The following is a 23,250-nucleotide window of genomic DNA, read 5'->3' as shown; positions in this document are numbered from 1 at the left end:
GCTACACGCGTATTTTTGCTATGCGCCAGATATGGTCGGCATATTCCTGAACCGTTCTGTCCGACGAGAAATACCCCATGTTAGCAATATTATGCATGGTTTTTGTCGTCCACTCCCGGGGAGTACGATACAACTCGTCCACCGCATCCTGACAATCTACATAGCTGCGATAATCTGCCAATACCTGATAGTAGTCGCCGAAGTTAATCAATGAATCCAACACGTCTCTATAACGCCCTGGCTCCTGCGGACTGAACACCCCTGTACCGATTTGCGTCAGCACCTGATGAAGTTCCTCATCCTTTTCAAAGATGTGCCTCGGGTCATAGCCATCACGTCGCAGAGTTTCAACCTGATTAGCCGTATTGCCAAAGATAAAGATGTTATCTTCCCCAACGTATTCGCGCATTTCGATATTCGCACCGTCGAGCGTACCGATAGTGAGCGCACCATTCATACCGAATTTCATATTGCTGGTCCCGGAGGCTTCCGTCCCGGCCAGGGAAATTTGCTCTGACAGATCGGCTGCCGGAATAATTAGCTGAGCGAGACTGACGCTGTAATCCGGAATAAATACTACTTTCAGTTTGCCGCCAATCAGCGGATCGTTATTGACTAACTGCGCCACATCGTTAATCAAGCGAATAATTTGTTTTGCCATGTGATAAGAGGAGGCCGCTTTTCCGGCAAAGATATTCACTCGCGGTACCCAGTTGGCATCCGGCGCGGCTTTAATCCGGTTATAGCGTGTAATAACGTGAAGCACATTCATGAGTTGCCGCTTGTACTCGTGGATGCGTTTCACCTGCACATCAAACAGCGCATCAGGATTCACCACCACGCCATAGTGGGTGGCAATATGGTGCGCCAGCCGCTGCTTATTTTCACGTTTCGCACGATGCACAGCCTCATTCACCGACGGATAATCTATAAACTGCTTCAGCTCGCCCAACTGCATTAATTTAGTCCGCCAGCTGTCACCGATATTTTCGTCCAGCACTTTGGCAAGCGGTGGATTCGCCAGCGCCAGCCAACGACGCGCAGTCACACCATTGGTTACGTTGGTGAAACGCAAGGGAAATATACGCGCGAAGTCTGCAAACAGTGATTCGGTCATCAGTTTTGAATGCAATGCCGACACGCCGTTTACCTTATGACTGACAACTACCGCCAGCCAGGCCATACGCACCACACGACCATTGGACTCATCAATTAACGACACACGTTTCAGTAGATCGCTGTCATTACGATAACGTTCCTGTAATGTCTTCAGAAAACGATCGTTAATCTCAAAAATAATCTGCAAATGGCGCGGCAAAATTCGACTTAGCATTTCTACTGGCCAGGTCTCCAGCGCCTCACTCATCAACGTATGGTTGGTATAAGAAAAAATCTGACAGGTCACGTCAAACGCGTTATCCCAGCTAAACTGATGATGATCAACCAATAAACGCATCAACTCAGGGATCGCCAGTACCGGATGCGTATCATTAAGGTGAATCGCAATTTTATCGGCCAGATTGTCGTATGTTTTGTGCAACTGATAATGACGACTCAGAATATCCTGGATCGTCGCCGAGGCCAGGAAATAGGCCTGGCGTAAACGCAATTCACGCCCCGCATCGGTGGAATCATCAGGGTACAAAACCCGCGAGATACGATCGAAGTGGTATTTGTTTTCCACTTCAGTAGCAAAGTCGGCCTGCTGATTCAGTTTGCCCGCATTAACTTCGCTATTCACCTGCACGTTCCACAAGCGTAACGTATTAGTCGTGTCCGTCGCATAACCTGGAATAATTTGATCATGTGCCACGGCCAGAATATCCTCGGTTTCAAGCCAGCGGGTTTTATTCCCTTCCTGTTGAACACGCCCGCCAAAACGTACTTTATAATGCGTATTATGACGTTTGAACTCCCAGGGATTACCGTATTCCAGCCAATAATCGAGCGACTCTTTTTGTACACCGTTAACGATATTTTGTTTGAACATACCGTAGTTATAACGAATACCGTATCCACATCCCGGCAACCCAAGCGTCGCCAGTGAATCAAGGAAGCAGGCCGCCAGACGACCGAGACCACCATTACCTAACCCGGGATCGTTTTCTTCGTCAATCAGTTCTTCCAGTTCAAGCCCCATTGCCTCCAGCGCGCTTCTGACTTCATCATAAATACCTAAAGAGAGCAATGCATTGGATAGTGTACGACCAATTAAAAATTCCATCGACAGATAATATACCTGGCGCGCATCCTGAGAGAATTGCGCCCGATTAGAACGGTGCCAGCGCTCGACCATCCGATCGCGTACCGCATATAACGTCGCATTAAGCCACTCCCGTTTCGTGGCGATTGCGGGATCTTTGCCAATAGTGAATAAAAGTTTATTAGCAATATCATCTCTAAGTTTATCAACATCAGAGTCCGTGGCGACCGGAAGTGGCGAAATATACATATTAACGTTACCTTTCAAATTTTGTAGGATGGTAATAGACAGGTGAATTATTTAAAGTTTGGGTACGTGAGCGTTAGCTTTTTGTCGAATATTTTCATGACTGGCGATAAACGTTAATTCTGTCATTAATACACGCCAACTTAAGCCTGTGGCAAGCGAGATATAATATAAACTCACACCATTAGCATAAAGAGTTTTAGCCATTTCAAGTTTCGACTTCAAAACAATATCTTTCAAATTTAACCTCATTAGTAACGCTCGACGAGATAAAATTTACGATAATGAGTGTCTATAGCCAAGAAGCGGCACTTAAAGCCGGAATTAGACTCACTAAACACCTTTCACTAACCGATCTACTCTTTATAGGTATCGCTCTTTATTCTCTCCGTCTTATGCTGATCAGATATAGATGTACCGTGAAGGCATCTGTATAATCCCCCGATTACGAGCAATGTACAGTATAAGAAAATGGCAAAAATTGGTTTTATATCACTAGGTTGTCCGAAAAACCTCGTCGATTCTGAGCGCATCCTGACCGAACTTCGTACCGAAGGCTATGATGTTGTGCCAAGCTACGACGACGCGGATATGGTTATCGTTAATACCTGCGGCTTTATCGACAGTGCGGTTCAGGAGTCCCTGGAAGCAATTGGCGAAGCGCTGAACGAGAACGGTAAGGTGATCGTCACCGGCTGTCTGGGCGCGAAAGTCGATCAGATCCGTGAAGTCCACCCGAAGGTGCTGGAAATCACCGGGCCGCATAGCTATGAACAGGTTCTGGAGCACGTTCACCACTATGTGCCAAAACCAAAACACAACCCGTTCCAGAGTCTGGTTCCTGAGCAGGGCGTTAAGCTGACTCCTCGCCATTACGCCTATCTGAAGATTTCCGAGGGCTGTAACCACCGCTGCACGTTCTGCATTATTCCATCCATGCGCGGCGATCTGGTGAGCCGTCCGATTGGCGACGTCCTTAGCGAAGCCAAGCGTCTGGTCGATGCGGGCGTGAAAGAGATTCTGGTAATTTCTCAGGATACCTCAGCGTACGGTGTAGATGTGAAGCATCGTACCGGTTTCCATAACGGCGAGCCGGTCAAAACCAGCATGGTTGATCTGTGCGAACAGTTATCAAAACTGGGGATCTGGACGCGCCTGCATTACGTCTACCCTTACCCGCACGTTGATGATGTGATCCCGCTGATGGCGGAAGGCAAAATCCTGCCGTATCTGGACATCCCGTTACAGCATGCCAGCCCGCGTATTCTTAAACTGATGAAACGCCCGGGCTCCGTGGACAGACAGCTGGCGCGCATCAAGCAGTGGCGTGAAATCTGCCCTGAACTGACGTTGCGATCCACTTTCATTGTTGGTTTCCCGGGTGAAACGGAAGAAGACTTCCAGATGTTGCTCGACTTCCTGAAGGAAGCGCGTCTGGATCGCGTGGGCTGCTTTAAATACAGCCCGGTAGAAGGCGCTGGCGCTAATGACCTGCCGGATCAAATCCCGGAAGAGGTGAAAGAAGAACGCTGGAACCGCTTTATGCAATTGCAGCAGCAGATCTCTGCTGAACGTTTGCAAGAGAAAGTGGGCCGCGAGATTCTGGTTATCGTTGATGAAGTTGACGAAGAAGGCGCAATTGGTCGTAGCATGGCTGATGCTCCAGAAATCGACGGCGCGGTATACCTGAATGGTGAAACCAAGGTGAAACCTGGCGATATCATCCGCGTGAAGGTCGAAAACGCAGATGAATACGATCTGTGGGGCACCCGCGTTTAATTAGCGTAACCCAACGTAGGCCGGATAAGGCATTTATGCCGCATCCGGCAATGCCTGATGGCGACGCTGAAGCGTCTTATCAGGCCTACGGTTTATCCTTTTATCTTCGGGTCCAGCGCGTCGCGCAGACCATCTCCCAGTAAGTTAAACGCCAGCACCGTCAGGAATATCGCTACCGCCGGGAAAATCGCCACGTGCGGCGCGATCACCATATCAGCGCGCGCTTCATTAAGCATTGCCCCCCACTCCGGCGTCGGCGGCTGTGCGCCTAATCCCAGAAATGACAGGCTTGCGGCAGAGATGATCGACGTGCCAATTCGCATGGTAAAAAAGACCACGATCGATGAGACCGTTCCAGGCAGAATATGGTTGAAGATGATGGTCGCATCGCTGGCACCAATACTGCGCGCAGACTCAATAAACGTCTGTTGCTTCAGCACCAGCGTATTCCCACGCACCAGGCGCGCGAAGGCTGGAATGGAGAAAATGGCTACGGCAATGATCACGTTAGCAATACCGCTGCCCAGCACGGCGACCACGGCTATCGCCAGCAATATCCCCGGAAAGGCGAACAGCACATCGCAGATTCGCATGATCAGTCGATCCCACCAGCCTTCGTAGTATCCCGCCAGCAGCCCCAGTACCGTACCAATCGCCGCGCCAATAAATACGGCAAAGACTCCTGCCGCCAGCGAGATTTGCGCACCAACCAGCACGCGGCTAAAGATATCCCGTCCCAGTGAGTCAACGCCAAACCAGTGCAGCATCGACGGCCCATCATTCAAACGGTCATAATCGAAGTAATTCTCGGCATCAAATGGCGTCAGCCAGCGGGCAAAAATCGCTACCACGATCAGGAGCAATACAAACAGCCCAGCGACCATCGCCATGTGCTGTCGACGGAACCGACGCCAGAACTCATGCCACGGTGTGCGTATCTGCTCTGGCTTAACAAGGGGCATCGCATTTAAAATCGCCTGTCGGCGCCAGTTAAAAAATCGCATCCTTACTTGTACCTGATAGCCGGATTAATGGCAGCGTAGAGCACATCCACCACTAAGTTAATAAGAATAAATTCCAGAGAAAACAACAGTACCTCGGCCTGAATCACCGGGTAGTCGCGCATTTCGACGGAGTCCACCAACAGTCGCCCAAGCCCGGGCCAGTTGAACACCTTCTCAACCACGATTGATCCACCAAGCAAAAAGCCAAACTGTAGTCCCATCATGGTGACCACCGGGATCATCGCATTACGCAGACCATGTTTTAACACCACCCAGGTTTCACTCACCCCTTTAGCCCGCGCGGTGCGCATATAATCTTCGCTAAGCACATCAACAAACGAGGCGCGAGTAAATCGGGCTAACACCGCAGCCACCGCCGCGCCCAGCGTAATAGACGGGAGGATGTAGTGCAGCCAGGTGTCTGCGCCCACGGTAGGCAACCAACCGAGTTCAACGGAGAATATCTGCATCAGCAGCATGCCAAGCGCAAACGCCGGGAACGAGATCCCGGTGACCGCCAGCGTCATGCTTAATCTGTCCGGCCAACGATTGCGCCATACGGCAGCAATGATCCCCGCCGTCATACCAAACAATACCGCCCACGCCATACTGGCAATAGTCAGCCATAGTGATGGCATAAAACGACTGGCTATCTCTTCAGATACCGGGCGACGAGAAACCATCGAGGTGCCAAAATCGCCTTGCAACACGTTGGTCATGTAATGCCAGAACTGAACATGCAGCGGCTGGTCCAGACCCAGCTGCTTGCGCACCAGTTCAATAACCTCGGCGTCAGCTTCCGGTCCGGCAATCAGCCGGGCCGGATCGCCGGGTAGCAGGTGAACAAATAAAAATACCAGCACCGCAACAATCAACAGAGTTGGAATCAACCCCAGCAGGCGCTTGAAAACATAGTTAAGCATCAGGCTCCCTTCGTCGGCCCCTGGGCTGCGGGGCCGAATGCATAGCTTATTTTAAATCCGCATCATCAAAACTAAATCCGGTATCCGGCATAATCCAGAACCCGGTCAACCGGGTACTGTGCGCCGAAATCAGTTTTTCCACCACCAGCGGGATCCACGGCGATTCTTTCCAGATAATATCCTGCGCGTCTTTGTACAGCTTCGCTTTCTGCGCCGGATCGTTAGTTTGCAACGCTGCCGCTAAATCACTGTCCACCTGCTTATTGCTGTAGAACGCCGTATTAAACAAAGTTGGCGGCCAGTTTTGTGATGCAAACAGCGGTGACAGCGCCCAGTCAGCTTCGCCCGTAGACGCCGACCAGCCGGTGTAGAACATCCGTACCCCACTCTCTTTCTGCGCTTTACCTTCAACTTCCGCGGCGCGCTGACCGGCATCCATCGCTGTTACCTGAGCCTTAATGCCCACCTGCGCCAGCTGCTGCTGGGTAAATTGCAGCACTTTCTGCGCGGTACTGTGGTTATGCGAAGACCATAGCGTAGTGGTAAAACCGTTCGGATAACCTGCTTCTTTCAGCAGTTCGCGCGCTTTCGCCGGGTCGTAGGGCCACGGCGTATAGCTTTGCGCATAGGCTATCGACGGGGGGAGAACGCCGGTTGCCGGCGTCGCGTAACCAGCAAAAGCCACTTTCACCAGCGCCTGGCGGTTGATGGCATAATTCAGCGCTTCACGCACCTTCGGGTTGTCGAACGGTTTTTGCGTGACGTTCATGCTGATGTAACGCTGCATAATAGACGGACTGGCCACCAGTTCCAGGTTTTTGTTCTTCGCCAACAGCGACGCCTGCTCGTAAGGGATTGGGAAGGCAAACTGCGCTTCCCCAGTTTGCAGCATGGCCGCACGCGTGTTGTTGTCGGTCACCGGACGCCAGGTAATCGTATCCAGCTTTGGCAACCCTTGCTGCCAGTAGCCCGCGAACTTCTTAACCTTCACAAAATCCGTCTGATTCCAGGTATCAAGCTGGTACGGCCCGGTCCCCACAGGATGGAAACCGATCTCTTTACCGTATTTTTCCAGCGCGGCGGGAGAAATCATCGCCGTTGCCGGGTGCGCCAGAATATTGATAAAGGCAGAGAACGGCTGTTTCAGCGTAATCTTCACCGTCGACGGATCGACGACTTCGGTTTTATCGATATTCTTATACAGGTTGTAACGTTTCAGATGGTTTTCCGGGTTACTGGCCCGATCGAGGTTAGCTTTTACCGCATCGGCATTGAAGTCAGTTCCATCCTGAAACTTCACGCCCTGGCGCAGCTTAAGGGTATAGGTCAGCCCATCATCAGAAACCGTATAACTCTCCGCGAGCACATTTTTCAGTTTCATCTCTTTATCAAGGCCAAACAACCCCTGATAAAACGACTTCGCTACCGCCTGCGACAACGTGTCATTCGCGTCATAGGGGTCGAGCGTCGTGAAATTGGACCCCACGGCTACCACTACATCTTTGGCGGCCCAGCCAGGCGATGCGGCCAGTGCAGAGACCACTCCCACAGCAACCAGCCATTTTCGAGCAACAATTTTTGTCATGTTATTCTCCTTAAACCCTGCCTGCCTGTTATAAACGCGAAAGCGCATTTTCTGGTAGCGGACGCGCTACATAATGCCCCGGACCAACTAACTGGAGTGATACGGGGGAAATCTCTTCGCCACGTTTACGAATATTGCTGGGGATATCGTCCGACAACAGCACGCGCTGGGGACGGTGATGGGATGGATCGGCGACCGGAACCGCCGCCATCAGCTTGCGAGTGTACGGATGTTGCGGATTTTCAAACACCGCCTGTCGGGTGCCTATCTCAACGATCTGCCCCAGATACATTACCGCCACACGATGACTGATCCGTTCCACTACCGCCATATCGTGGGAAATAAACAGGTATGCGATACCCAATTCTCGCTGCAGGTCGAGCATCAGGTTGATGATTTGCCCACGAATTGAAACATCCAGCGCCGAGACAGATTCATCGGCAATAATCACTTTGGGATTGAGCGCCAATGCCCGTGCAATACAGATACGCTGACGCTGACCGCCGGAAAACTCGTGCGGATAGCGCCAGGCATGCTCAGGTAGCAAGCCTACACGTTCCAACAACCATGCAACCCGTTTTGACCCCGCATCGCCCTGCAATAACCCATGTACCCGTAGCGGCTCCAGAATGGAATATCCCACGGTCTGGCGCGGATCGAGCGAAGCATACGGATCCTGGAAGATAAACTGAATATCCCGACGCAGCGGCTGCAACTTGCTGGCAGCAAGGGTATCAATACGCTGTCCGTTGAAAATGATTTCTCCACGCTGAGACTCAACCAGACGCAGCAGCGCCCGCCCGGTGGTGGATTTCCCGCAGCCCGACTCCCCCACCAGCGAGAGCGTTTCTCCTGGCCACAGGTCAAAACTGACGTTTTCCACTGCATGCACCTCGCGAGTCACGCGATTTAGAATGCCGCTGCGCAGAGGAAAACGCGTCACCAAATTACGCACCCGCAGAATAGGCTCGCCTTCAACCACGGTGTCCTGCTCGGTCTGCGGTTCTACATGGCTGGGATCGTGCAATGAAATGAGCGGGAAACGGCGCGGAAGCTCATGCCCGTTCATCGCCCCAAGCTGCGGCACGGCTGCCAACAGCGCTTTGGTATAGGGATGCTGGGGAGCGTGAAAAATTTGTTCAACGCTGCCGGTTTCTACCGCCTCGCCCTGATACATCACCAGCACGCGGTCTGCAATATCCGCCACAACGCCCATATCGTGGGTTATGAAGATCACTCCCATCGACATATCCTGCTGCAACACTTTTATCAGTTGCAGGATCTGCGCCTGAATGGTGACATCCAGCGCGGTCGTCGGCTCATCGGCAATTAAAACCGCAGGGCGACACGACAGTGCCATGGCAATCATCACCCGCTGGCGCATACCGCCGGAAAGCTGGTGTGGATAACGCGATAAAATCGCCTTCGCCTCGGGGATACGCACCTGATCGAGCATCCGCTTCGCTTCTACCATCGCCTCTTCATGGCTGGCGCCCTGGTGCAAGCGTATAGACTCGGCAATTTGCTCGCCCACGGTAAACACCGGATTGAGCGATGTCATAGGCTCCTGGAAGATCATCGCGATATCCGCACCGCGCACGTGACGCATTTGTGATGCGCTCTGTTCACCCAGCTCAATAACCTGCCGGTTGCGGCGTCGCAGCAGCATTTCATCGCAGCTTACCTCGCCGCCTGCTTGTTCAATCAGATGCATCAGCGACAAGGCCGTTACCGACTTTCCTGAACCGGACTCACCAACAATCGCCAGCGTTTCGCCACGCTTCAGGCGAAATGACAGATTACGCACTGCGCTGACACGTTGCTGTTCCTGTTCAAAGGCAATATTCAGATTGCTGACTGCCAGCACGTCGCTGGCATCAAGCTCATCACTGTGTGGCAACGCTATCTCCTTTTTCCCGATAAATACCGGTGGTTGGCGTATCGCCTGCATATCCCCAGGCGCGGTACATGCCTTCGCTATTAAACGGCAAGGCGACATTGCCCTCATGATCGATAGCAATTAAACCGCCACTGCCGCCAAGCGCCGGTAATTTTTCCATCACGACGCGTTCACACGCTTCGGATAAACTCAGGCCGCCATAGTCCATCAACGCCGCAATGTCATAGGCCGCCAGCGCACGAATAAAGACTTCCCCGGTTCCGGTGCAGGAGACTGCCACACTTGCGTTATTGGCATAACAGCCTGCGCCGACCAACGGACTGTCACCCACCCGCCCCGGTAATTTGTTGGTCATCCCCCCGGTCGATGTTGCGGCCGCCAGATTGCCAAACATATCTAACGCGACCGCCCCCACGGTACCCATTTTGTTGTTTTCATCCAGCGGGCTCGCGCTATGGTCCAGTACCGTTTCACCCGCTGTTCGCGCCGCCAGTAGTTGAGCATAGCGTTCTGGCGTCGAGAAAATATCCGCTGATACGCGCTCCATACCCTGCGCAATGGCAAAGTTTTCAGCCCCTTCACCTATCATCATGACGTGTGGGCTGTGTTCCATTACCAGGCGCGCCGCGAGAATCGGATTGCGTAAATGGCTGACTCCGGCGACGGCTCCCGCATTAAGCGTGTTACCGTCCATCACGCAGGCATCCAGTTCATGGGTTTCATCACGGGTATACACCGCGCCAATTCCGGCATTAAACAACGGACACTCTTCCAGCAGGCGCACGGCTTCGGTAACGACATCCAGTGCGTTACGACCGTCCTCAAGCATCCGCTGACCGGTTTCAACGATATCCGACAGCGCCTGAATATAACGCAACTCTTGCTCCTGACTCAGCTGCGAACGGGTGATAGCCCCTGCGCCGCCGTGAATTGCAATGACTGCTTTACCCATTTTTTTCGTCCATTAGGTGGCAGGTACCGGGGTTATAAATATCAGAATTTCTGTGACTTATTGATTCGATTTTTGAATATAGAAAGATGCAGACGTCATGTAAAGGTAAAGGCCCGTACCTCACGCCCCATCCCATCAGGTTATTTAGATGAGTTAAACAGAAAGAGTATCTTCCAACATCGTTGAATATATTATTCAAGCCGATCGGCAATCTGTTTTTTTGCATAAAACACAAAGCGTTCAACAGATGGCATAGACGCAGCCCAGTTCTTTTTGGTTAACCCCAGGTATTCTGCACGTGCGGCTTGCAGCGTATCAGCATACTCATCGGGTAATTGCGGTATAAGCCAGGAGGCAGCTTCATCTTTAGCGACAATATTGCCCGTAACTACGCTGTACCAAATACGCGCCAGAGTAAGGATGATATTTCGCTCGTCACCCTCTAAATCGCCCGGTTTCTGCCACATATCAAGGATATGCCGAAACGTTTGCACGACATCGCTAAAAGGGATGACGTTGAATAACGTCTCAGCGGGTTCACCGAACAACGCTACGCTGGCGCGCCGGGCCTGGGTCAGCAGGATGGAAAGATCAGGATCCACCTGTCTCGGTTCAACAATTCCCGCGCGAATATCGTCACGCAACCATTCGCCAAATTGCATTTCTCTTGACGGTGGGAATCGCCACGGCACAAGTTGTGAATAGACCACAATGGTCACTTCCAGCGCCCGATAGCTATCAACGCTGCCAGGCGGTGCTGATATTTCCAGAAAACCCTGCATCAGATCTTTTCTTTGCCGGGTATTCAGTGGCTGCCTAATGGTAACCAGTAAATCGATATCGCTTTGGGGCTTTAAGCCACCTTCAACAGCAGAGCCATACAAATGAACAGCAACCAGGTCGCCCTCTATAATCCGCGCAATCAGTGCACTGGCGGCATTCACCTGTTGTCGAATTGAATTCGGGATAGTCGCAGCCATTTAGCCTCCTGGAAAAAAGCAGAAATAATGAGTCTATAGTGCATTTTTCCTGTAGAGCTATTCTCTGGCAGAAAACCTGTCTCAGATCGGATCCTAAGCCTGAGGTAGCATACTGTCCGCGTCCATTTTCTGACATAATGAGCGGATTCGATTTTGCCCCGCAGGAGTCTTCTCATGGAATTTACCGCCGGACTGATGCCGCTTGAAACGGCTCTCTCTCAGATGCTTTCGCGTATTACCCCACTCACCGCCGTCGAAACGCTGCCGTTGGTTCAATGCTTTGGCCGCATTCTGGCCACCGACGTCATCTCCCCGATTGATGTGCCGGGATTCGATAACTCGGCAATGGATGGCTATGCGGTGCGATTAGCCGATTTACAATCAGACCAGCCTCTTGCGGTGGCTGGCAAAGCCTTTGCTGGTCAACCATTCCACGGCGAGTGGCCTGCGGGAACCTGCATCCGCATTATGACCGGTGCCCCGGTGCCTGCCGGTTGTGAAGCGGTGGTGATGCAGGAGCAAACGGAACAAACTGACGACGGTGTACGTTTTACCGCCGAAGTCCGCAGCGGACAAAATATTCGTCTGCGCGGTGAAGATATCGCAAACGGCGCGGTGGTATTCCCTACCGGAACTCGTCTGACAACTGCCGAGCTTCCTGTTCTGGCCTCGCTCGGCATTGCCGAAGTACCGGTTGTTCGCAAAGTTCGCGTGGCGTTGTTCTCCACCGGTGATGAGCTGCAACTGCCGGGTCAACCGCTGGGCGACGGGCAGATTTATGACACAAACCGTCTGACCGTTCACCTGATGCTGCAGCAACTGGGCTGCGAAGTGATCAACTTAGGAATTATTCGCGACGATCCCAACGCGCTGCGGGCCGCGTTTATCGAAGCCGACAGCCAGGCCGACGTCGTCATCAGCTCTGGCGGCGTTTCGGTAGGCGAAGCGGATTACACCAAAACCATTCTGGAAGAGCTGGGAGAAATTGCCTTCTGGAAGCTGGCCATCAAACCCGGTAAACCGTTCGCGTTTGGTAAACTGAGCAACAGCTGGTTTTGCGGCCTGCCGGGTAATCCGGTTTCTGCGGCCCTCACCTTTTATCAGCTGGTGCAACCGCTGCTGGCGAAACTCAGCGGCAACACCGCCTGTGGGTTACCTCCGCGCCAGTGCGTGCGCACAGCCTCACGCCTGAAGAAAACGCCAGGGCGTCTGGATTTTCAACGTGGTGTATTGCAGCGTACCGCGGAAGGCGAACTGGAAGTCACCACCACCGGACACCAGGGCTCGCATATTTTTAGCTCCTTTAGCCAGGGCAACTGCTTTATCGTGCTGGAGCGCGATCGCGGTAACGTTGAGGCCGGAGAATGGGTTGAGGTCGAGCCGTTTAACGCACTGTTTGGAGGCCTGTAATGGCGGAACTCAGCGACCAGGAGATGATGCGCTATAACCGGCAAATCATTCTGCGCGGCTTCGATTTCGAAGGTCAGGAAGCGCTCAAAGATGCGCGGGTACTGGTCGTTGGTCTGGGGGGACTGGGATGCGCAGCAACCCAGTACCTTGCGGGCGCTGGCGTCGGGCATTTAACCCTGCTCGACTTTGACACGGTCTCCGTGTCGAACCTCCAACGCCAGACGCTGCACAGCGATGCAACCGTCGGGCAACCCAAAGTGCTATCCGCCCGTGACGCGCTGGCGCGGATTAACCCTTATATCGCCATTACGCCGGTGAATGCGCTGCTTGACGATAGCGAGATTCACGCGCTTATTACCGAACACGATTTGGTGCTGGACTGTACGGATAACGTCAGCATCCGCAATCAGCTGAATGCCGGATGTTTTGCCGCCAGAGTCCCGCTGGTTTCCGGTGCAGCTATTCGCATGGAAGGACAAATTACCGTATTTACATACCAGGACGGTGAGCCCTGCTACCGTTGCCTGAGTCGTCTGTTCGGTGAAAATGCCCTGACCTGCGTAGAAGCCGGAGTGATGTCCCCGCTGATCGGCGTGATTGGATCGTTACAGGCGATGGAAGCCATTAAGCTACTGGCAAACTACGGTAAACCGGCATCCGGAAAAATCGTCATGTACGATGCCATGACCTGTCAGTTTCGCGAAATGAAGCTGATGCGCAACCCGGGGTGTGAGGTTTGTGGGCAGTAAAAAAGTCGGGTGGCGGCTTCGCCTTACCCGACCTACAACAGCTCCAACGTAGGCCGGGTAAGCGTTAGCGCCACCCGGCAACAACATCAGATCGACGTGCGTCCAAATGCGCTCTGCCAGTCGTGCTCAAACTTCGCGACGGCAGCATCAACCGCCGGAGAGCTAATCATCTGCTGAGCAACGTCCAGCGGTAGCGTGATGGACTCGCAGCCCGCCAGCAGACAATCCAGCGCCTGACGCGGTGTTTTAAAACTGGCTGCCAGTACTTTGGCGTGCGGGGCATGCATTTTCAGTAACGTCTGCAGGTCGGTCACCGTCTGAATGCCATCCCCTCCTTGCGCATCCACGCGGTTAACGTATGGCGCAACGTATTCCGCACCCGCCAGAGCAGCCAATAACCCTTGAGCTGCACCGTATACCGCAGTACCCAACGTCGGGATCCCTTCTTCTTTCAGCAATTTTATAGCCGCCAGACCTTCTGCTGTCACCGGCACTTTGACCACGATATCAGCAATGATTGCCCGCAGCTTACGCGCATCGCTGACCATCCCTTCGGCGGTGGTCGCCATCACCTGAGCAAACAGACGCCCTTGCCCTCCCATCGCTTCCTGCAGTTGCGGCAGTAGTACTTCCAGCGTCTGGTTCCCTGCCGCCACAATGCTCGGGTTAGTGGTCACCCCTGCCAGCGGGAAAATGCGCGCCAGAGCTTTTACCGCATCAACATCAGACGTATCTAAATAGAGTTCCATAACCTTTCCTCAAACGAATAATTAGCATGAATAAAAGGTAGCACGGCGAAACCTCACGGTTAGTTGACGTATGTCAATATAACTTTCATTCGAAAGTAATTTAATCTTTATACGAAAGAAAAGAGGTCGCTTATGATTTTCAATATCCAGCGCTACTCCACGCATGATGGCCCCGGGATCCGTACGGTGGTGTTTCTTAAGGGATGCTCCCTGGGCTGTCGGTGGTGCCAGAATCCGGAAAGCCGCGCCCGCACGCAGGACCTGCTTTATGACGCGCGTTTGTGCCTCGACGGTTGCGATCTCTGTGCTCAGGCTGCACCCGCGGTGATTGAACGGGCGCTGGGCGGATTACTTATTCATCGCGAAAAACTGACCGATGACGCACTCACCGTACTGACCGACTGCTGTCCGACTCAGGCGTTAACCGTCTGCGGAGAGGTAAAAAGCGTGGACGATATCATGGCGACCGTATTGCGAGATAAAACGTTTTACGACCGCAGTGGCGGAGGCCTCACCCTGTCCGGCGGTGAACCGTTTATGCAGCCAGAGCTGGCAGCTGCTTTGCTCAAAGCCAGCCACGACGCAGGCATTCATACCGCGGTGGAAACCTGTTTGCATGTCCCGTGGAAGTATATTGAACCATCATTACCTGACGTCGATCTGATTCTGGCAGATCTAAAACACGTTGCAGATACGCCGTTTAAACAATGGACCGATGGGCGTGCCTCTCGCGTACTGGAAAATCTAAAAAAACTGGCTGCCGCCGGTAAAAAAATGATTATCCGCGTACCGCTGATTCAGGGATTCAACGCAGACGAAGCTGCTATTCAAGCCATTACCGATTTTGCCGCCGATGAGCTTCACGTCGGTGAGATCCATTTTTTGCCCTACCACACCCTGGGCATCAACAAATACCACTTACTCAGTCAACCCTACAACGCACCGGATAAACCGCTTGATGCGCCAGCACTGCTCGAATTTGCCCAGCAGTACGCCAGCCTTAAAGGTTTAACCGCGACCCTACGAGGATAATCGCCATGACCACTCTGAAACTGGACACACTCAGCGACCGTATCAAAGCGCATAAAACGGCCCTGATCCACATCGTGAAACCACCGGTTTGTACCGAGCGCGCCCAGCACTATACCGAGATGTATCAGCAACACCTGGATAAGCCTATCCCGGTACGTCGTGCACTGGCACTAGCCCATCATCTGGCGGAACGCACCATCTGGATCAAACATGACGAACTGATCATTGGTAACCAGGCAAGCGAAGTGCGTGCCGCGCCTATTTTCCCGGAATACACCGTCTCCTGGATTGAAAAAGAGATCGACGACCTCGCCGACAGACCGGGCGCAGGCTTTGCGGTAAGCGAAGAGAACAAACGTGTATTGCATGAGGTGTGCCCATGGTGGCGTGGTCAAACCGTGCAGGATCGCTGCTACGGGATGTTCACTGATGAGCAGAAAGGGCTGCTGGAAACCGGTATTATCAAAGCCGAAGGTAACATGACCTCCGGCGACGCACACCTGGCGGTGAACTTCCCGCTGCTGCTGGAAAAAGGTCTCGACGGACTGCGCCACAAAGTCGATGAACGTCGCTCCCGTATCAACCTGACTTGTCTGGAAGACCTCCATGGCGATCAGTTCCTGAAAGCTATTGATATCGTGCTGGAAGCCGTCAGTCTGCACATTGAGCGCTTTGCCGCGCTGGCACGCAAAATGGCATCTACGGAGACCCGCGCCAGCCGTCGCGAGGAACTGCTGACCATGGCGGAAAACTGTGATGTGATTGCTCATGAACCGCCTAAAACGTTCTGGCAGGCGCTGCAGTTGTGCTACTTCATCCAGTTGATCCTGCAAATTGAGTCGAACGGCCATTCAGTGTCGTTTGGTCGCATGGATCAGTATCTCTATCCTTTCTACCGTCGTGATGTGGAGCTGAATCAGTCGCTGGATCGCGAGCACGCCATTGAGCTGCTGCACAGCTGCTGGCTGAAGCTGCTGGAAGTGAACAAAATCCGCTCCGGTTCCCACTCCAAAGCCTCGGCGGGCAGTCCGCTGTATCAGAACGTGACCATTGGTGGTCAAAACCTGGTCAACGGCCAGCCGATGGATGCCGTCAACCCGCTCTCCTACGCGATTCTGGAGTCCTGCGGCCGTCTGCGTTCTACGCAGCCAAACCTGAGCGTGCGTTATCACGCGGGGATGAGTAATGACTTCCTTGATGCCTGTGTGCAGGTGATCCGCTGCGGTTTCGGGATGCCAGCCTTTAACAACGATGAAATCGTCATACCTGAATTTATAAAGCTTGGTATTGAACCGCAAGACGCCTATGACTATGCGGCTATTGGTTGCATCGAAACCGCCGTTGGCGGCAAATGGGGCTACCGTTGTACCGGCATGAGCTTTATTAACTTTGCCCGCGTGATGCTGGCGGCGCTGGAAGGCGGACGCGATGCCACCAGCGGCAAAGTCTTCCTGCCGCAGGAAAAAGCGCTCTCGGCTGGTAACTTCAACAATTTCGACGAAGTGATGGATGCCTGGGATACGCAAATCCGCTACTACACGCGTAAATCCATAGAAATTGAGTATGTCGTCGACACCATGCTGGAAGAGAACGTGCACGATATTCTGTGTTCTGCGCTGGTAGACGACTGCATTGAACGGGCGAAAAGCATTAAGCAAGGCGGCGCGAAGTATGACTGGGTATCTGGTTTGCAGGTGGGTATTGCCAACCTCGGTAACAGCCTGGCAGCAGTGAAGAAACTGGTCTTTGAACAGGGAGCTATTGGTCAACAACAGCTGGCCGCTGCGCTGGCCGATGATTTTGACGGTCTGACCCATGAGCAGTTACGCCAACGACTGATCAACGGCGCGCCAAAATACGGCAACGATGACGATAGCGTTGATACGCTACTGGCCCGCGCTTATCAGACCTATATCGATGAACTGAAACAGTATCATAATCCGCGTTACGGACGTGGCCCGGTTGGCGGCAATTACTACGCCGGGACCTCGTCTATTTCGGCAAACGTGCCGTTCGGCGCAGCAACGATGGCAACGCCGGATGGCCGTAAAGCACACACTCCGCTGGCAGAAGGCGCAAGCCCGGCTTCCGGTACGGACCATCTCGGCCCAACGGCGGTAATTGGTTCGGTGGGTAAACTGCCGACCGGTTCGATTCTCGGCGGCGTGCTGTTAAATCAGAAGCTCAACCCGGCCACGCTGGAAAATGAATCCGATAAGCAAAAGCTGATGATCCTGCTGCGTACCTTCTTCGAAGAGCACAAAGGCTGGCATATTCAGTACAACATTGTCTCCCGTGAAACGCTGCTGGAAGCCAAAAAACACCCGGATCAATATCGTGACCTGGTGGTCCGTGTAGCAGGTTATTCCGCCTTCTTCACTGCGCTTTCTCCGGATGCGCAAGACGACATCATCGCGCGTACTGAGCATATGCTGTAAACAATATTGTCGGCCGGATGAGATTCCACACCGCCATCCGGCACGCTAACCTTCCCATTGCCGGATGCGCTGACGCTTATCCGGCCTACAACGATTCTCCCCGTAGCCGGGTAAGGCTAAGCTACCACCCAGCTTTTTACTTTCATTCGAAATTAAATTTGTGCTACAGGTCACATTGTTATTAGAATGTTTCTGGTTGCAGTAATCGCCAGGAGCCTATCTTTATGACCATCAAAGTTATCGTCACCGATATGGACGGAACTTTTCTCGACGACGCCAAGAAATACGATCGTGCACGTTTTATGGCGCAGTATCAGGAACTGAAAAAACGAAATATCGAATTTGTCGTGGCCAGCGGCAACCAGTATTACCAGTTGATCTCCTTTTTCCCGGAACTTAAAGACGAAATATCGTTTGTCGCTGAGAATGGCGCGCTGGTTTATGAGCATGGCAAGCAGCTGTTTCACGGCGAGCTTACCCGCCACGAATCCCGTATTGTCATTGGTGAACTGCTAAAAGATAAGCAGCTCAACTTTGTGGCTTGCGGGCTGCAAAGCGCTTACGTTAGCGAAAATGCGCCAGAGTCCTTTGTCGCATTGATGTCAAAACACTACCATCGCCTGAAACCCGTAAAGGATTATCAGGATATCGACGATGTGCTGTTCAAGTTCTCGCTAAATTTACCGGACCAACAAATCCCATTGGTTATCGATCACCTGCATGCTGCGCTGGACGGCATCATGAAGCCCGTCACCAGCGGCTTCGGGTTTATCGATCTGATCATTCCGGGCCTACATAAAGCCAACGGGATCAGCCGCCTGCTTAAACGCTGGAACCTGTCACCGCAAAACGTAGTCGCCATTGGCGATAGCGGAAACGATGCGGAAATGCTGAAAATGGCGCACTACTCTTTCGCCATGGCCAACGCGGCAGAGAATATCAAAGCGATTGCTCGCTATCAGACCGACGACAATAACCATCAGGGCGCGCTGAACGTAATTCAGGCTGTGCTGGATAACACCTCCCCTTTTAACGTCTAATCCTGCCAACCGGGGTATCCCTCATCCCGGTTTTCACTCTTTTTCTATTTTGCTCACTCCATCAAGTTTTAAACTTGCGTTAACTAAATTTTAACTTATATTATCATCTGTAAGTTAGTTAAGTTTCGAATGAAAGTTAATGCGAGGTGGATATGGCTTTTACTTTTACCAGCGACACGCTGCCCGCCGATCACAAAGCGGCAATCCGGCAGATGAAACAGCAACTGCGGGCACAGCTTGGGGATGTTCAGTTAATCTTCAATCAGTTGAGCGATGCTATCGCCACCCGCGTGGCGGAAATCAACGCCCTCAAAGCGCAAGGTGCCCCGGTGTGGCCGGTGATATCTTATGCAGATATCAAAGCGGGCCACGTAAGTGCAGAGCAGCGTGAAGAAATTAAGCGTCGCGGATGCGCAGTCATTAAAGGTCATTTCCCTCGCGAACAGGCTCTCGGATGGGACAGCTCAATGCTGGACTATCTGGACCGCAACCACTTTGACGACGTCTATAAAGGACCCGGCGATAATTTCTTCGGTACTCTGAGCGCATCACGGCCTGAAATCTACCCCATCTACTGGTCCCAGGCGCAGATGCAGGCTCGCCAGAGTGAAGAAATGGCCAATGCACAGTCGTTCCTCAATCGTTTGTGGACCTTTACAAGCGAAGGTAAACAATGGTTTAACCCGGATATCAGCGTTATTTACCCTGACCGCATTCGCCGTCGACCGCCGGGAACCACGTCCAAAGGGCTGGGCGCGCATACGGATTCCGGCGCGCTGGAACGCTGGCTTCTTCCGGCATATCAGCAGGTCTTTGCTCATGTTTTCAATGGCAAGCTGGAAGATTACGATCCGTGGCAGGCGGCGCATCGCACCGAGGTAGAAGAGTACACGGTGGATAACACCACCAAATGTTCGGTATTCCGTACCTTCCAGGGCTGGACTGCACTGTCCGATATGCTGCCAGGTCAGGGATTGTTGCATGTGGTCCCGATCCCTGAAGCGATGGCGTATGTGCTGTTACGCCCATTGCTTGACGATGTGCCAGAAGATGAACTTTGCGGCGTCGCGCCCGGCCGGGTGCTGCCGATTTCTACGCAATGGCATCCTCTGCTGATTGAAGCGTTAACCAGCATTCCACAACTGGACGCAGGAGACTCCGTCTGGTGGCATTGTGATGTGATTCACTCCGTCGCACCGGTGGAAAATCAGCAGGGTTGGGGTAACGTGATGTACATTCCTGCCGCACCGATGTGCGAAAAGAATCTGGCCTACGCCCACAAAGTGAAGGCCGCGCTGGAAAAAGGTGCGTCGCCGGGTGATTTTCCACGGGAGGATTATGAAACTAACTGGGAAGGACGCTTCACGCTGGAGGATTTGAATATCCACGGCAAACGCGCGCTGGGGATTGTTTAATTTTATATACCCTTATCCCTAAGTATCTCGTGTTACAGGTGCAACCATCACACCTGTAACACGAGAACGACGGGATAATTATTCGACGCCTTTACTACGCAGGTAATCTTCGTAGTTACCGGTGAAGTCGATTACGCGTTCCGGCGTAATTTCAATCACGCGGGTTGCCAGCGAGCTGACGAACTCACGGTCGTGAGAAACGAAGATCAGCGTGCCCTGGTACATTTCCAGCGCCATGTTCAGCGACTCGATAGATTCCATATCCAGGTGGTTGGTCGGTTCATCCATAACCAGGATATTCGGTTTCTGCATCATCAGCTTACCGAACAGCATGCGTCCTTTTTCACCACCAGAGAGCACTTTCGCAGGTTTCTTGATATCGTCCTGGCTGAACAGCAGACGGCCAAGGAAGCTACGTACGACCTGCTCATCATCGCCTTCTTGTTTCCACTGGCTCATCCATTCGAAAACGGTCAGATCGTTTTCGAACTCGTATTCATGATCCTGCGCGTAGTAACCGACCTGGGCGTTTTCAGACCACTTAACGGTACCGTTGTCCGGCTGCAAGTCGCCAACCAACGTTTTCAGCATGGTGGATTTACCCACGCCGTTGGCACCAATGATGGCAACCTTCTCCCCTACTTCCAGCAGCAGGTTGAAGTTTTTAAACAGCGGGCCTTCATCAAAACCTTTCGCCAGCGCTTCCACTTCCAGCGCGTTACGGAACAGTTTCTTATCCTGTTCGAAGCGGATGAACGGGTTCTGACGGCTGGATGCCTTCACTTCGTCGAGCTTAATCTTATCAATCTGACGCGCACGAGAAGTCGCCTGTCGAGATTTAGACGCGTTGGCGCTAAAGCGGCTGACGAAGGATTGCAGATCGGCAATCTGTGCTTTCTTCTTGGCGTTATCGGCCAGCAGACGTTCACGCGCCTGGGTTGCCGCCGTCATATATTCGTCGTAGTTACCCGGATAAACACGCAGTTCGCCGTAGTCCAGATCCGCCATGTGCGTACAGACCATGTTCAGGAAGTGACGGTCGTGCGAAATGATGATCATGGTGCTGTCACGCTCGTTCAGCGTCTGCTCCAGCCAGCGGATGGTGTCGATATCCAGGTTGTTCGTTGGTTCGTCGAGCAGCAGAATGTCCGGGTTAGAGAACAGCGCCTGTGCCAGAAGCACACGCAGCTTCCAGCCGGGCGCGACTTCGCTCATCGGGCCGTAATGCTGTTCTACCGGAATACCTACGCCCAGCAGCAGTTCACCCGCACGCGCTTCCGCAGAGTAGCCGTCCATTTCGCCATACTGAACTTCGAGGTCAGCAACTTTATAGCCGTCTTCTTCGCTCATCTCGGCCAGAGCGTAAATGCGATCGCGCTCCTGCTTCACTTCCCACAGTTCAGCGTGACCCATGATCACGGTGTCAAGTACGGTGAACTCTTCAAAGGCGAACTGATCCTGGCGCAGCTTACCAATGCGCTCGTTAGGATCGAGGGAAACGTTACCCAGCGTCGGTTCGAGGTCGCCGCCGAGAATTTTCATAAAAGTGGATTTACCGCTACCGTTCGCGCCAATCAGGCCGTAACGGTTGCCGCCGCCAAATTTGACGGAAATATTTTCAAACAGCGGCTTACTGCCGAACTGCATGGTGACGTTGCTGGAAACTAACACTGGCGTATCCTGAAAGAGAAAGAAATATGTGACAAACCGCTTATTATGCCATAAGTCTGCAAGAAGATCGCGTCTTCATGCGGAAGGGAAAAAGTGAAACCAAAAGGAAAAAAATGTGATTTAGTACACATCCGAATTCCTTGTTGCTCAGATTGCACATATAATGCGTGCCCAACACTACATAAATCTCAACCCACTAGCCTGCCTGGCACTGAATCTCGCATACATGAATATGAATATGAAATTAACAACGCTTTTCGCGGCGGCACTCGCAATAGTTGGTTTTTGTAATACCGCTTCAGCCGTCACGTACCCGCTGCCGACTGATGGTAGCCGTTTGATTGGCCAAAACCAGGTCATTACTATTCCTGAAGGCAACACCCAACCGCTGGAGTATTTTGCGGCAGAGTATCAGATGGGTCTGTCTAACATGCTGGAAGCCAACCCGGGCGTGGATACCTTCCTGCCGAAAGGCGGCACCGTGCTGAACATTCCTCAGCAGTTGATCCTGCCGGATACCGTGCATGAAGGTATTGTTATCAACAGCGCTGAAATGCGTCTGTACTACTACCCGAAAGGCACCAACACCGTAATTGTTCTGCCGATCGGTATCGGCCAGCTGGGCAAAGACACGCCAATCAACTGGACCACCAAAGTAGAACGTAAAAAAGCGGGCCCAACCTGGACGCCAACGGCGAAAATGCATGCGGAATACCGCGCTGCGGGCGAACCGCTGCCAGCCGTTGTTCCGGCAGGTCCGGATAACCCGATGGGACTGTACGCGCTGTATATCGGTCGCCTGTATGCTATCCACGGCACCAATGCTAACTTCGGCGTAGGCTTACGCGTCAGCCACGGTTGCGTGCGTCTGCGTAACGACGACATCAAATTCCTGTTTGAAAATGTGCCAGTCGGCACCCGTGTACAGTTTATTGATGAGCCGGTAAAAGCCACTACCGAACCAGACGGCAGCCGTTACATCGAAGTACATAACCCACTGTCTACGACTGAAGCACAGTTCGAAGGCGGAGAAATCGTACCGATTACCCTGACCAAGAGCATTACCAGCATCACCGGTCAGTCTGACGTCGATCAGGCCGTCGTTGAGCAGGCGGTACAGAACCGTTCAGGTATGCCGGTTCGTTTGAACTAATCTGCTATATATGCCCGATGG

18 protein-coding genes are annotated in these 23,250 nt (G+C 52.7%); 8 read left to right on the top strand and 10 right to left on the bottom strand.

The window, feature by feature from the left end; all coding sequences use genetic code 11:
* Position 1: 1 nt before the first annotated feature.
* On the bottom strand, positions 2–2,452 hold the full coding sequence (glgP, locus tag OGX97_RS18060) for a glycogen phosphorylase (RefSeq protein ID WP_057067352.1): 2,451 nt from the start codon (positions 2,450–2,452) through the stop codon (positions 2–4).
* A gap of 51 nt (positions 2,453–2,503) precedes the next feature.
* On the bottom strand, positions 2,504–2,689 hold the full coding sequence (locus tag OGX97_RS18055) for a glycine cleavage system protein T (RefSeq protein ID WP_223240755.1): 186 nt from the start codon (positions 2,687–2,689) through the stop codon (positions 2,504–2,506).
* A 231-nt stretch (positions 2,690–2,920) separates the two neighbouring features.
* On the opposite strand from OGX97_RS18055, the gene rimO reads away from it, so the two are divergent.
* Entirely contained in the window at positions 2,921–4,228 is a 1,308-nt protein-coding gene (gene rimO / locus OGX97_RS18050; RefSeq protein ID WP_003831616.1) for a 30S ribosomal protein S12 methylthiotransferase RimO, read from the top strand.
* 92 nt (positions 4,229–4,320) lie between these two features.
* Here rimO and gsiD read toward each other — a convergent pair whose 3' ends face one another.
* From gsiD to OGX97_RS18020, 6 genes are all read right to left on the bottom strand, one after another.
* Positions 4,321–5,232, bottom strand: coding sequence for a glutathione ABC transporter permease GsiD (gene gsiD, locus OGX97_RS18045; protein WP_032942798.1), 912 nt, complete (start codon positions 5,230–5,232; stop codon positions 4,321–4,323).
* A 2-nt stretch (positions 5,233–5,234) separates the two neighbouring features.
* Positions 5,235–6,155, bottom strand: a complete 921-nt coding sequence (gsiC, locus tag OGX97_RS18040) for a glutathione ABC transporter permease GsiC (RefSeq protein ID WP_032942797.1) — start codon at positions 6,153–6,155, stop codon at positions 5,235–5,237.
* A gap of 46 nt (positions 6,156–6,201) precedes the next feature.
* Positions 6,202–7,740, bottom strand: a complete 1,539-nt coding sequence (gsiB, locus tag OGX97_RS18035) for a glutathione ABC transporter substrate-binding protein GsiB (protein WP_057067351.1) — start codon at positions 7,738–7,740, stop codon at positions 6,202–6,204.
* A 28-nt stretch (positions 7,741–7,768) separates the two neighbouring features.
* Positions 7,769–9,640, bottom strand: coding sequence for a glutathione ABC transporter ATP-binding protein GsiA (gene gsiA, locus OGX97_RS18030; protein WP_279850466.1), 1,872 nt, complete (start codon positions 9,638–9,640; stop codon positions 7,769–7,771).
* Positions 9,627–10,592, bottom strand: coding sequence for a beta-aspartyl-peptidase (gene iaaA / locus OGX97_RS18025; protein WP_032942792.1), 966 nt, complete (start codon positions 10,590–10,592; stop codon positions 9,627–9,629). The genes gsiA and iaaA overlap by 14 nt, the downstream gene beginning before the upstream one ends.
* 191 nt (positions 10,593–10,783) lie before the next feature.
* Positions 10,784–11,572 carry an aminoglycoside nucleotidyltransferase ANT9 gene (locus OGX97_RS18020; protein ID WP_032942791.1) on the bottom strand — a complete coding sequence of 263 codons (789 nt, stop codon included), beginning with the start codon at positions 11,570–11,572 and terminating at the stop codon, positions 10,784–10,786.
* A 174-nt stretch (positions 11,573–11,746) separates the two neighbouring features.
* Here OGX97_RS18020 and moeA point away from each other — a divergent pair, with 174 nt between their 5' ends.
* Positions 11,747–12,982 (top strand): molybdopterin molybdotransferase MoeA, encoded by a 1,236-nt coding sequence (gene moeA / locus OGX97_RS18015; RefSeq protein WP_234692254.1) that lies wholly within the window; start codon positions 11,747–11,749, stop codon positions 12,980–12,982.
* Entirely contained in the window at positions 12,982–13,731 is a 750-nt protein-coding gene (moeB, locus tag OGX97_RS18010) for a molybdopterin-synthase adenylyltransferase MoeB (protein ID WP_071445071.1), read from the top strand. Before moeA ends, moeB begins: the two co-directional genes overlap by 1 nt.
* A gap of 86 nt (positions 13,732–13,817) precedes the next feature.
* Here moeB and fsa read toward each other — a convergent pair whose 3' ends face one another.
* A complete protein-coding gene (fsa, locus tag OGX97_RS18005; protein ID WP_003836983.1) occupies positions 13,818–14,480 on the bottom strand; it encodes a fructose-6-phosphate aldolase in 663 nt (220 codons plus the stop codon).
* Positions 14,481–14,612: 132 nt separating this feature from the next.
* On the opposite strand from fsa, the gene OGX97_RS18000 reads away from it, so the two are divergent.
* The 4 genes from OGX97_RS18000 (at position 14,613) to OGX97_RS17985 (ending at position 20,405) form a co-directional block, all read left to right on the top strand.
* The gene (locus OGX97_RS18000; RefSeq protein WP_279850465.1) at positions 14,613–15,512 is read left to right on the top strand and encodes a glycyl-radical enzyme activating protein; all 900 of its coding nucleotides are present in this window, start codon (positions 14,613–14,615) and stop codon (positions 15,510–15,512) included.
* Positions 15,513–15,517: 5 nt separating this feature from the next.
* On the top strand, positions 15,518–17,950 hold the full coding sequence (locus tag OGX97_RS17995; RefSeq protein ID WP_235124447.1) for a glycyl radical protein: 2,433 nt from the start codon (positions 15,518–15,520) through the stop codon (positions 17,948–17,950).
* A gap of 224 nt (positions 17,951–18,174) precedes the next feature.
* Positions 18,175–18,990 carry a Cof-type HAD-IIB family hydrolase gene (locus tag OGX97_RS17990; RefSeq protein WP_213752075.1) on the top strand — a complete coding sequence of 272 codons (816 nt, stop codon included), beginning with the start codon at positions 18,175–18,177 and terminating at the stop codon, positions 18,988–18,990.
* Between the two features lie 152 nt (positions 18,991–19,142).
* Positions 19,143–20,405, top strand: a complete 1,263-nt coding sequence (locus OGX97_RS17985; RefSeq protein ID WP_103015135.1) for a DUF1479 domain-containing protein — start codon at positions 19,143–19,145, stop codon at positions 20,403–20,405.
* Between the two features lie 78 nt (positions 20,406–20,483).
* Here OGX97_RS17985 and OGX97_RS17980 read toward each other — a convergent pair whose 3' ends face one another.
* A complete protein-coding gene (locus OGX97_RS17980) occupies positions 20,484–22,076 on the bottom strand; it encodes an ABC-F family ATPase (RefSeq protein WP_008784214.1) in 1,593 nt (530 codons plus the stop codon).
* A 232-nt stretch (positions 22,077–22,308) separates the two neighbouring features.
* Between OGX97_RS17980 and ldtB the strand changes: the two genes are divergently transcribed.
* Complete coding sequence (gene ldtB / locus OGX97_RS17975) at positions 22,309–23,229, top strand: L,D-transpeptidase (RefSeq protein WP_008784213.1); 921 nt, start codon at positions 22,309–22,311, stop codon at positions 23,227–23,229.
* Positions 23,230–23,250 lie beyond the last annotated feature (21 nt).

The organism is Citrobacter sp. Cpo061 (genome assembly GCF_030332845.1).
In the GTDB taxonomy this organism is placed as follows: Bacteria; Pseudomonadota; Gammaproteobacteria; order Enterobacterales; family Enterobacteriaceae; genus Citrobacter; species Citrobacter portucalensis.
Note: the sequence above shows the minus strand (reverse complement) of the source record. Positions and strands in the feature narration are given on the sequence as shown.

Excerpts from the sequence above, each read along its gene's own strand:
- glgP (WP_057067352.1), bottom strand. The coding sequence starts at position 2,452 with ATGTATATTTCGCCACTTCCGGTCGCCACGGACTCTGATGTTGATAAA.
- moeA (WP_234692254.1), top strand. The coding sequence starts at position 11,747 with ATGGAATTTACCGCCGGACTGATGCCGCTTGAAACGGCTCTCTCTCAG.
- OGX97_RS18000 (WP_279850465.1), top strand. The coding sequence starts at position 14,613 with ATGATTTTCAATATCCAGCGCTACTCCACGCATGATGGCCCCGGGATC.
- iaaA (WP_032942792.1), bottom strand. The coding sequence starts at position 10,592 with ATGGGTAAAGCAGTCATTGCAATTCACGGCGGCGCAGGGGCTATCACC.
- gsiB (WP_057067351.1), bottom strand. The coding sequence starts at position 7,740 with ATGACAAAAATTGTTGCTCGAAAATGGCTGGTTGCTGTGGGAGTGGTC.
- fsa (WP_003836983.1), bottom strand. The coding sequence starts at position 14,480 with ATGGAACTCTATTTAGATACGTCTGATGTTGATGCGGTAAAAGCTCTG.
- OGX97_RS18020 (WP_032942791.1), bottom strand. The coding sequence starts at position 11,572 with ATGGCTGCGACTATCCCGAATTCAATTCGACAACAGGTGAATGCCGCC.
- gsiD (WP_032942798.1), bottom strand. The coding sequence starts at position 5,232 with ATGCGATTTTTTAACTGGCGCCGACAGGCGATTTTAAATGCGATGCCC.
- OGX97_RS17985 (WP_103015135.1), top strand. The coding sequence starts at position 19,143 with ATGGCTTTTACTTTTACCAGCGACACGCTGCCCGCCGATCACAAAGCG.
- rimO (WP_003831616.1), top strand. The coding sequence starts at position 2,921 with ATGGCAAAAATTGGTTTTATATCACTAGGTTGTCCGAAAAACCTCGTC.
- gsiC (WP_032942797.1), bottom strand. The coding sequence starts at position 6,155 with ATGCTTAACTATGTTTTCAAGCGCCTGCTGGGGTTGATTCCAACTCTG.
- OGX97_RS17990 (WP_213752075.1), top strand. The coding sequence starts at position 18,175 with ATGACCATCAAAGTTATCGTCACCGATATGGACGGAACTTTTCTCGAC.
- OGX97_RS17995 (WP_235124447.1), top strand. The coding sequence starts at position 15,518 with ATGACCACTCTGAAACTGGACACACTCAGCGACCGTATCAAAGCGCAT.
- moeB (WP_071445071.1), top strand. The coding sequence starts at position 12,982 with ATGGCGGAACTCAGCGACCAGGAGATGATGCGCTATAACCGGCAAATC.
- ldtB (WP_008784213.1), top strand. The coding sequence starts at position 22,309 with ATGAATATGAAATTAACAACGCTTTTCGCGGCGGCACTCGCAATAGTT.